This window comes from Mycobacterium sp. (assembly GCF_032162105.1).
GTDB lineage: Bacteria > Actinomycetota > Actinomycetes > Mycobacteriales > Mycobacteriaceae > Mycobacterium.
In genome coordinates this window covers 1-8817 of the sequence record NZ_JAVRPS010000174.1, presented here as the reverse complement: position 1 = coordinate 8817, position 8817 = coordinate 1, and the positions used below count along the sequence as shown (strand labels likewise).

Genomic DNA, 8817 nt, shown 5'->3' with positions numbered 1-8817 from the left:
ACCCACTACGTTCGAGCCGGCGGGCACTTCGTGGCGCACCTGCACTTCGAAGAGCTCTTCGAGACGCTGCGGTAGGCGCGTTCACGGGATGCCGAGATCCTTGTCGGTGTCCTCGATGTCTGCCCCGGTGAGCGTGGCCAGGACGAGTTGGGCGGCGGCGTGTCGATCGGTACCTGCGTCAGCGGCCTCGGTGTCGAGCTGCCAGTGGGCTTGCTCGGGGGTGTGGCCGCGGCCGATCAGGACACCGATGGCTTGATTGATGACCGACGCCGCACGCAGTTGGGTCCCGGTGTTCGACCGGGTGGGGATGGTGAGGTGCTGGTCGAGGACGAAGTCGCTCAGTGGGCGTGCGGTCAGCCACGCCATGTCAGCGGCGAGGTCGACAAACGCCCCCGGCGAGCCCGCATACAGATTCACGGCGACCGTCATGCGTCCCCCGCCATCGCCCACACCCGGCAACTCCACCCGCAGCGAGGTGCCGATATCGTCGGCAGCGACCCCGTCGGCCAGGATGGTGAAGGCGAATGGCGGATCACTGCGGCCCACGAGGACGCTCAGACCGAGGTAGCTCGTTACTCCGGCTGCAGCGTTGAGTGCCAACTGATGCACACTGCGCGCGATGTCGGCGCCGGGTTGATCCAGTGCTGCGGTGAGGATTTCGAGTTCGGCGGCCAGGGCTGCAGTGATCGTCACGAGGTGCGTGCTCCGCTGGGCGCTCCCGAGCGCGGATCAACCTGCCAATGCCGAACAGGGCGAGCCGCCGTGCACGGTGGGAAGATACGAGACGCTGGGTCAGGACCCGCCCGTGAATGTTCCCCCAACCAACCTACGCGCCTGCGCCGTGCTGCGATAGTTCGGCCGCGGGCTTGACCTCGCGGTACGGGATCAGTTCGGGTTGTGTCGGGCGCGGGCGCGGCGGACGGCTTCATCCACGATGCGTTGCGCGACTTCGGCCAGTTTGCGGTGTTCGCTTTGGCTCATCGACCGTAGTTGGGCGAATGCCTCCTCGGCGCTGCGCCCGCTGCGGCCCCGGAGCAGACCGATCGCTTGGTCGATCACTGGGCGGGTCGACAGCGCGGTCTGCAACTGAGCGGTCAGCGTCATCGCCTGGGCGAGGATCTGGGCGTTGTGGACTGCCACTGCCGCGGGTTTTGCGAACAGTTCCCCGAGTTCAGCCGCGTGCTCGTCGAAGACATCCTTGCCGTGGGCGTAGACGTTGATCGCTCCGATCACCTGGCCCGGTAGCAGCAGCGGCAGCGACAACGCGCTGTGCACACCCATTCTGCTCACGCGCGGACCGAACCGCGGCCACATCTTCTCCCCACCTAGGGACCCCGACCGCACCGTGCGCCGTTCCAGTGCTGCGGTGATGCAGGGGCCCTCGTTGAGGGTGACGTACTGCACGTGGTCGATCTCGGCGACGAACGGCGAGCTGGCCGCCAGCTCTTCGACCATGTTGTCGACCCTGTCGAGTCGCAACAAGGTCACGCCTGCGCCATCTGCGCCCGGGATCGCGCGTACCGCGAATCCCGCGACTTCGGCAAGCAGTTCCGGCAATCCGAGGCTGCCCGCAACCAGCCCCGCCAAGGCGCCGATGCCGGCCTGAAGATCGGCGGCGTCGGCGGTGGACTGCTCCGGGGTCAGAGACCCCAAATCTGAGCCGTACACGTCTCCGGTGAACTCCGTCATCGCCGATACCTGCGCTCACCATTCCGCCGTACCCGCGGCGCACCCGCCACGGGTTCGTTCCCATCCTAGTCAGGCAGGCCACCCGGTCGAGCTCGCCGTGCCTCGTACCTGCGCAAAGTCTCCTGGCTCCGGTCGCTCGGCGGACCAGACCTGGTGATGGGAAAACCGGGCACCCACTGGATCGTCGGGACCCGTCGAACAGGTGTAGCGTCAGGTGCAGCTGAGAATTCAGCTGGTCAGGGATGGGTTCCGCCGCACGCTGCAGAACTCGAGGAGCATTGGCTCCGAACCCCGACACTCCGGTGATCGTCTGCACGCCGGGATCACCATGACTGCTCCACCACGCCTCTCCCCCACGCGCGGATCTGCCCGCGCGGGACTCGCCGCGTGACCACGAGTGTTCATTGCGGAGCCGATTCCCGCCATCTTCTGGCACATTCCGGGCCTGAGCGCGCCCCTTCCCCCATCGACATCGAAACTAGGTAAACTTCATGATCATTCTAGGAATCATTCTTCTGGTCGCCGGATTCCTGCTCAATATCTCCATCCTGTGGACCGTCGGCATCGTTGTCCTCGTCATCGGCTTGGTACTGACCGTCATGGGATCAATGGGGCGGGCGGTCGGCGGGCGGCGCAGCTACTACTAATCGGGCCGTTCCTCGTACCTAACGGGCTCGGCGCTTCCGTGGCACGCCATGTCCGGGTATCGAGTTCTTTAGTGCCACACCATAATCCATGTCCACAGTTCACCACGACCCAATCCAAGGAGCCGAAATGGCCACAAGCACCATCATCGCCGTCGTCCTCGTGGCCGTCGCCGCGGTCCTGATTCTCACCGCACTCGGGTTCGTCTTGGTGCACAAGCGCACCGACCGGCGTCGCGTCGAAGCCGGGGATATCCGCCACCGAGCTGCCGAACAGTCCCACGAGGTGGGCCAACGCGAAGCGCTCGCCGAGGAGACCGCCGCCAAAGCCCGCATTGCTCAAGCCGAAGCCGACGCCAAGACAGCACACGCGTCGGGCCTGCAGCATCAAGCCCAGGCACGTCGCAGCGACGCCGCCACTGCCCGCGACGACGTGAACCAGGAATACCGGCGCGCCGACACGATCGACCCCGACGCGCAAAACGGTGACGCACCAGCCCAAGACACGCCAGCTCGCGAAACTCGGCAGGGAACTCCCGCCGACACCCAAAGCGCACAAGCGATGCCCAGAAGTGGTTGAAATCGCAAGCCCTCGACCGCCGGACTGCGGTGAGTTCCGGTGACCGCTATCGCGCCGACGGAAACTTGCCTCCCTGTGGCCCTGCCGCACACCGGCTTTCCTCCCCAGCCGTGGGTAGGCCACACCGCACGTTTCTCCGGTCGTCTGCTGAGGTCGTCGGTCGCCGTCATCAGCGCCGACGGTGACATCGACGCATCCAACGCCGACGCTCTGACCGAGTACACGCAAGGACACACGACGGGTTACGGCGGCTTGGTCCTTGATCTACGCGGTCTCGGTTTCTTTGGGGCCGAGGGTTTCTCGGCGCTACACAGGATCTCCGTGAACTGCGCACGCGTCGGCACGGGCTGGGCGATCGTTCCCGGCGCTGCCGCCTCCCGGGTACTGCGGATCTGCGACCCGCAAGGTTCGTTACCCCTCGCCGACACCGTCGAGTCAGCGCTGAGCACACTCACAGATCAGCTTCACCGTCCGTCACGGCTCATCGCGGCCAGTACGAACACCGATGGTTGACAGAACTGATGGGGACACCAATCTCAACTTCATGGCCGAAGCAGTGGCGGGCCCGACGATGCCGTCGACCTTCAGGCCGCCAGTACGTCGCTGGAACTCCTTGACCGCAGCCTCGGTTACCGGGCCGAACTCGCCGTCGATGACGAGATCCCCCGCGTACTGCGCATAGGCCTGCTTGAGCCGGCGCTGCAGTTCGGCGACCTGTGGTCCCGAAGAGCCAGGGAAGAGGAGGATGTCGGCGTACTGGCCGATCGGTACGGGAGGTCTCGGTGTCGGCGCCGGGTTCGGAATCGTGCCGATGCGGGCTTGGATGTCCTCGCGCAGAATGTCCATGTCGATGGCGCCCGGATCCCATTTGCCTTGTGCGCGACCGGCATACTCCTTGTGCCCGATGGTGCGGCTAGAGCTTTGCGCGAGGCGGCGATTGATCGCCGCGCAGCAACCGACCAGAGCGTCGTACTGCACGTCGGGCCAGTTCTCTCGGTGCGGCGCCGAGGGACTGGTTCCGCTATTGGCGCACTCGATGCCGATCGTGTGCCAGTTGCCCATGTTGGTCGGCAACCACGGATACATCCCGATGCCGGCGTGCCAGGCTACGCCGAGGGCGACCACCGTCACGGTCCCGTCGCGGGCGACGTGCAGCTGCGCCAGCGGGCCGGCCAGATCGGGGCGGCCGTTGGCGATGGACGCCGCCGTTGCGTCGTCGGACCCCGTGTGGTGCACCATGACGCCGCGGATATCGCGGAATTCGCCGTGGCCGCGGTCGCGCCAACCGGGATACTCGACGACCTTCAGCCCTTCATCACGAAGCACGTCGGCCAGCCATACCGGGTCACCGGTCCACGGCTTGGTCTGGGGCACTACGTGATTCCTCTCATCAAACGACTATGCACTGGTCAATGGTCTGGGCTGCGGGGTCGCCGTCGACCCACTCGCCACGATCTGCACCGCTCGGTCGACCCCCGTGCTCCCATTGAAGCTGGCCCAGTCGTTGTAGTGGATGTGCGGATTCCGAATCAGGAAGTCACCGAGGACGGTGGCGGTCCTGACCACCTTCGCGAACGTCTCGGGCGTGTTGGCGAGGTCGAGTAGGGCGAGGAACTCGTTGCTCTGGATCAAGCTGATTACCTTCACCGCAAACGGCAGGTCCAGTTCCAGAGCGGTAAGCGCCTCGTAGCCGAGGTGCAGCAGCGTGTCCTCGGTGGTCGTGGCGTACATATCGCCGTCCAGAACGAAATCGTATGTACGCGGGCGGAACTGGTCGGGTGTGTAGATGCCCGAGATACCGGCCCCTGGCGGATTGTTGCCCACCAGCGTCGGCCCGGGTGGGCGGCAGGGGCTGCCGAAGGTGACGACCTGGAGGAGGTCGCCCGCGCGATGTGCCAGCGGCTGGCCTGGCAGCATCAGTCGCAGCGTTCGCACCACCACTTCGGCGCCCTGGCTGTAGCCGCAGAGGTAGAACTTGCCTGCGTTCATCAAGATCAGACGCAAGAGTTCGGCGACGCCGAGCGCGACCGATTCGTTGTAGCTCAGGAACGGGTTGGGGTAAAGGAAGCCGCTGGCGGGATAGCCGACCGGCTGGTTGCGGACCCGGCCCATCTGTTCGAGCCGGAACCCGACGTCGAACGGTGGCCCCTGGAACGGCGTGGCCCACGTGCCGGAGGCGCAGTAGAAGAACGGCAGGTTCGTCGGCAGCGGTGGCGGTTGTTCGAAGTTCAACCCCAGTCGGCCCAGTGTCAGCGGACCGGCGATGCCGTCGCCCTGCAGCCCTGCGCGGCGTTGGAACTCTCTGACCACGGCGGTGGTGAGCGGTCCGTAATCGCCGTCCACGACGAGGTTGGAGTAGAGCGGATAGTCACGATTCAGCCTGGCCTGAAGGAGCCGGACGAGATCGTTGTCATCCCCAGGGCTCAATACGACTGCCATTGCAAATCCCTTCGGTCTGCAATCGATGCTACGCCCGAAGCGTTCGGCGCCAAGGGATTTCGGCTCGCGGCAGCTCGGCAAACCCACGTGACTTCGCCCAAACCGTCGCGATCAAGTTCCCGGACGGTACAAACGGCGCCGAGGTTCGCCTCATCGAGGTAGCCCTCGTACTCGGCGGCACATCAGCCCATCACGAGTTGGGCCCAATCCGGTGGGTTACACCGTGTCCTCGGTTGGCTCATCAGTGTGTTTCAGCCGTCGCCTGCTGCGTCAGTGGCGCGGTGGTGGCTTCCGGCTCCGGTTCGGGCTTGGGGGCGGCGTTGCCAGGGGTACGGAAGGTGTTCAGCGGCCACCAGAACCATCGTCCCAGCGCCGCGGCGATCGACGGCGCCATGAACGACCGCACGATGAGCGTGTCGATGATCAGCCCCAGGCCGATGGTGGTACCCAACTGGCCGACCACGCGAAGGCTACTCACGATCATCGATGCCATGGTGACGGCGAAGACCATGTCGGCCGCGGTGACGACGCGGCCGGCTGTCGTCGTGGTCACGGTCATGCTCGACTCCTGTGCGATGCTTGCAACGGAAATTACCTGCGCCGCTTGGTGATCTGGACCCGCTGTCACCGATCAGCAGTTCCTGGCTTACGTCCGCGACCGACTGATCGGGGTCTCGCCGACTGCCTGCTTGCGGGGCTGCTGAGCGTCGTCGATGAGTCTCCGGATGACGGGCAGGGCGACGTGCATGGCCAGCGTCAGGGTGACCTCGTCATCTGCCGGAAGGGCCGCGAGCAGATCCGCCAGCCGGTCCCGGCGGTCGCGCCGCTGGGCGTCGAGCAGCGCCCGGCCGGCGTCGGTGATGGTGACCAGAGCGGCCCGTCCGTCTCCAGGGTCGTCGACTCGGATTACCAGACCCTGTCGCGCCAAACGCTGAACCAGTTCGGTCATCGCCGGCTGGCCGATGCTCGCCGCCGCGGCCAACGCCGTCACCCGTGCCGGTCCTTCCCGGTCCAGCGTGCCGAGCGCCATGCTGGCGGTCAGACCCATCCCCGTGCGATCGGACAGGTGCCGCAACACGAGGATCGCCGCCTGCTCGAGCCCCTCGGCGGTGTTCTCCCGATCGGCCCCGCGACGTGACTGTTCCACTGCACAGGTATATCACCTCTACATCGCTTACCGATATAGTTGGGGCTGAACATCTCCTGAGCGTCTCCTGACGAACTGGTGATTGCGCGGCCGCCTGGCGTCGGAATGGGCACGTCGCTTCGGCGTGCCGACAGACCCGAACGATCCAGTAAGTGGGCGGTCTGCTGCCTATTCGCGCCACTGGCGGCGACGGGGCGCAGCGGAGAAAAGCGTATGAGATGGTGATTTGGATCACAATTTTCGGCCATTGGAGGTTGTTAGATCTACTATCAAATAGATCGGTACCCGATGTACTACGTTCGGGAGGAGTTAGATAATGGCTGTTGACATGGCGTTGATCGCTGGGCCGCGCGTGCAGCCCGCCGCGGATCCGGAGGCCCATCCGGCTCGGACACGCACGCGCACACCCGCTGCCGAGCTGACCGCGCGCTTCGTACGCGAGGCCATCCCGCTGCGCGCGCCGCTCTACCGCCGGGCGATGCGCATGACGCACAATCCCGCCGACGCCGAGGATCTGTTGCAGGACACCATGATGTCGGCCTATGTCGGATTCGGCTCGTTTCGGCCGGGCACGAACCTCAACGCATGGATACACCGGATCCTGACCAACACCTACATCAACAGCTGCCGCAAGAGGCAGCGCCAACTCGTGGTGTATCCAGTGGAGGAGATCACCGACCAGCAGCTGGCAGCCAACGCTGCACACTCATCGCTCGGGCTGCCCTCGGCGGAGGACGAGGTGCTTGAGTTGTTGCCCGACACCGCGATTGAGGCAGCGATGAACGCCCTGACCGAACCATTTCGGATGGTCGTGTACTACGCCGACGTCGAAGGTCTCAAGTACAAGGAGATCGCCGAAATCATGGGCATCCCACACGGAACCGTGATGTCCCGGCTCCACCGCGGACGACGGCAACTGCGCCGGCTTCTCGCCGTTCCATGCGCCGGGGCGTCAAGTGGCGCGGTCGAGCAGCGTCGGGAGGATGAGCTCTAGGTCGGCGAGTGTGGTCAAGATGTCGTTGAGGATGGTGTGATCCCGACCGCCACCGCGGCGAACCCGACCCTCACCAACGTCGCCCTGGCCTGGCGTGCCGCCACCCAGCTCGCCAGTCGGCCAGCGGAGGGTCGCCAGCTGACGGCGGAATCAGCGCCGCGCCGTATGCGCGCTTAACAAGGAGCTCTTCAGTGCCGCATGATTGATCCATGCCTGACGACGACGTGCGGGTCGCTCTGCAGCAGCACTGGGCGGCCTCCGACGCCAATGACTTTGCGGCGGAGCACCAAATCTACCGAGCTGACGCCGTTCTCGAGTATCCGCAATCGGGTGAGCGCATCCGTGGCCGGAACGGAATTCAGGCGTCGCGCGAAGCCCAGCCGAACACGAAGCGCTTCATCGTGCGACGCATCCTGGGCGGCGGTGAGCTGTGGATCAGCGAACTCGTCCTTACCTATGACGGGGAACCGTTCTACGTGGTGAGCATCATGGAGTTCGCCGGTGGGGAGGTGGTCCGTGAGACGCAGTACTTCGGCGAGGCGTTCGAGCCGGGCCCATCTCGCGCCCAATGGGTCGAACGAATCGAGTGAAGGTTACGGGGCGGGCGGTACCCCGAGCCCAGACAGCAGCCCTCGAACGCGGTCCTCGATCTCGTCGCGAATGGGTCGTACGGCCTCCAGCGATTGGCCGGCAGGGTCTGGTAGCGGCCAGTCTTCGTAGCGCCGTCCCGGCACGAACGGGCACGTGTCACCGCAGCCCATCGTGACGACGACATCCGCGTCCTGGAGCATCGCGTCGGTCCAACGCTTCGGTAGTTCGGCGGTTATGTCGATGCCCTTCTCCGCCATCGCGGCAACAGCCGAAGGGTTGACTTGATCGGCTGGCTCCGAGCCCCCGGAGTAGCCCGTTGCGCGCCCGCCGGCGAAGACCGTGAAGAAGCCGAGGGCCATCTGCGACCGCCCGGCGTTGTGCGTGCACAGAAACAGAACGGTAGGTTTCGTCATCGTGGTCTCTGTTCGGTTGAGTTGGAGTCGTGATGGGGCACGATGACCTCATCCGCAATGAGCGCTGTACCTGGGTAGAGCGCGACGACTAGCCCGAGGCCGACGAGTGCCCCAATCACCTGCGCTGCAACGAAGCCCGGCGCGGAACCGGGGGCGATTCCGGCGAAGCTGTCAGAGAACATGCGGCCCACGGTCACCGCTGGGTTGGCGAAGGACGTGGAGCTGGTAAACCAATAGGCCGCACCGATGTACGCGCCGACCGCAGCCGCAGACCGTGCGGCTTGTCCGCTCCTCGCCAGGGCGAAGATGAGAGCAACGAG

General features: G+C 65.3%; 13 protein-coding genes. 5 read left to right on the top strand and 8 right to left on the bottom strand.

Features of this window, described 5'->3' with window-relative positions:
• Positions 1–81: 81 nt before the first annotated feature.
• Together QOC69_RS09110 and QOC69_RS09105 are read right to left on the bottom strand one after the other, a co-directional pair.
• On the bottom strand, positions 82–693 hold the full coding sequence (locus QOC69_RS09110; RefSeq protein ID WP_526438562.1) for a hypothetical protein: 612 nt from the start codon (positions 691–693) through the stop codon (positions 82–84).
• A 192-nt stretch (positions 694–885) separates the two neighbouring features.
• Positions 886–1689 (bottom strand): ANTAR domain-containing protein, encoded by an 804-nt coding sequence (locus QOC69_RS09105; protein ID WP_526438560.1) that lies wholly within the window; start codon positions 1687–1689, stop codon positions 886–888.
• Positions 1690–2180: 491 nt separating this feature from the next.
• Between QOC69_RS09105 and QOC69_RS09100 the strand changes: the two genes are divergently transcribed.
• From QOC69_RS09100 to QOC69_RS09090, 3 genes are all read left to right on the top strand, one after another.
• Positions 2181–2336: a DUF6131 family protein gene (locus QOC69_RS09100; protein WP_526438558.1), complete on the top strand. Its 156-nt coding sequence runs from the start codon at positions 2181–2183 to the stop codon at positions 2334–2336.
• 127 nt (positions 2337–2463) lie between these two features.
• Positions 2464–2913 carry a hypothetical protein gene (locus QOC69_RS09095; protein ID WP_526438556.1) on the top strand — a complete coding sequence of 150 codons (450 nt, stop codon included), beginning with the start codon at positions 2464–2466 and terminating at the stop codon, positions 2911–2913.
• Between the two features lie 75 nt (positions 2914–2988).
• Positions 2989–3426: an STAS domain-containing protein gene (locus QOC69_RS09090; protein ID WP_526438554.1), complete on the top strand. Its 438-nt coding sequence runs from the start codon at positions 2989–2991 to the stop codon at positions 3424–3426.
• Here the strand turns inward: QOC69_RS09090 and QOC69_RS09085 are convergent.
• The 4 genes from QOC69_RS09085 to QOC69_RS09070 form a co-directional block, all read right to left on the bottom strand.
• Positions 3388–4287: a peptidoglycan recognition protein family protein gene (locus tag QOC69_RS09085; RefSeq protein WP_526438552.1), complete on the bottom strand. Its 900-nt coding sequence runs from the start codon at positions 4285–4287 to the stop codon at positions 3388–3390. The two genes, QOC69_RS09090 and QOC69_RS09085, sit on opposite strands and share 39 nt — an antisense overlap.
• A 24-nt stretch (positions 4288–4311) precedes the next feature.
• Complete coding sequence (locus tag QOC69_RS09080; RefSeq protein ID WP_526438550.1) at positions 4312–5352, bottom strand: peptidoglycan-binding domain-containing protein; 1041 nt, start codon at positions 5350–5352, stop codon at positions 4312–4314.
• A gap of 241 nt (positions 5353–5593) precedes the next feature.
• Positions 5594–5980: an MMPL family transporter gene (locus QOC69_RS09075; RefSeq protein ID WP_526438548.1), complete on the bottom strand. Its 387-nt coding sequence runs from the start codon at positions 5978–5980 to the stop codon at positions 5594–5596.
• Positions 5981–5998: 18 nt separating this feature from the next.
• Positions 5999–6499 (bottom strand): MarR family winged helix-turn-helix transcriptional regulator, encoded by a 501-nt coding sequence (locus QOC69_RS09070; RefSeq protein WP_526438546.1) that lies wholly within the window; start codon positions 6497–6499, stop codon positions 5999–6001.
• Between the two features lie 316 nt (positions 6500–6815).
• Between QOC69_RS09070 and QOC69_RS09065 the strand changes: the two genes are divergently transcribed.
• Together QOC69_RS09065 and QOC69_RS09060 are read left to right on the top strand one after the other, a co-directional pair.
• A complete protein-coding gene (locus tag QOC69_RS09065; RefSeq protein WP_526438544.1) occupies positions 6816–7493 on the top strand; it encodes a sigma-70 family RNA polymerase sigma factor in 678 nt (225 codons plus the stop codon).
• Positions 7494–7702: 209 nt separating this feature from the next.
• Complete coding sequence (locus QOC69_RS09060) at positions 7703–8083, top strand: nuclear transport factor 2 family protein (protein WP_526438542.1); 381 nt, start codon at positions 7703–7705, stop codon at positions 8081–8083.
• 3 nt (positions 8084–8086) lie between these two features.
• On the opposite strand, the gene QOC69_RS09055 is transcribed toward QOC69_RS09060, so the two are convergent.
• Together QOC69_RS09055 and QOC69_RS09050 are read right to left on the bottom strand one after the other, a co-directional pair.
• A complete protein-coding gene (locus QOC69_RS09055) occupies positions 8087–8497 on the bottom strand; it encodes an arsenate reductase ArsC (RefSeq protein WP_526438540.1) in 411 nt (136 codons plus the stop codon).
• Positions 8494–8817: aquaporin (locus tag QOC69_RS09050; RefSeq protein ID WP_526438538.1), on the bottom strand; the 324-nt coding region annotated here is incomplete at its 5' end. The genes QOC69_RS09055 and QOC69_RS09050, both read right to left, overlap by 4 nt.